Source organism: Vibrio sp. 1249-1, assembly GCF_033340495.1.
The window spans coordinates 1-605 of record NZ_JAWOWJ010000791.1; the positions used below are offsets into that span (position 1 = coordinate 1).

General features: G+C 49.8%; 1 protein-coding gene. It reads right to left on the reverse strand.

What is annotated here, in order from left to right:
• Nucleotides 1-554 (reverse strand): ABC transporter permease (locus R7Z50_RS28940; RefSeq protein WP_411979535.1); only part of this gene is annotated, 554 nt, incomplete at its 3' end.
• Nucleotides 555-605: the final 51 nt, after the last annotated feature.

The following is a 605-nucleotide window of genomic DNA, read 5'->3' on the forward strand; positions in this document are numbered from 1 at the left end:
ATGCCGAAGATACGGTCGTACAAATCTTTCACTTTTAGATAGAAGAACGCACGCACTTGCCAAGGCGTAATTTCAACCTCTTGATCGCCAAAGCTCGGTTTTTGTTTGTTTAGAATCGTCGCGACTTGCTGTTCAACCTTGTTGGTTAAGCTGGTGTCGAACAGAAATACTGACAGCGCACTGACTTTGTCCGACCCCAGCAGAGACTGAGCACTGTTGATGTGTACGTAAAGTTGGCGTTTATCCAGCTCAGGAACGCCAGTTGAGTAGATACCGCGAACTTTAAAGTCGTAAGCGTTCAAAGCGCCATCTGTCGTAGTAGCAAGTAAGGTAATCCAATCTCCCACGTTGACGCTCAGATTATTGGCAAGATCCACTCCAAGCATCACTTCTGGCTCAGAAGCGTCGTAGCGAGAGGCATGAATGTTGGAAAGCGTCTGCCCATCACGCACGTCCAAAAACGGCCCTTTCATATCGAACTCGCGTTCGTTAACGCCGATGCCAATAAAAATCGAGTTCTTGCTGCCGTTAGCGATCAAACCGCCGATTTCCACCCGAGGCTGTACGCCCCGCTCCTCCCGCTACCCAATCAGCTGGTTGGGGTG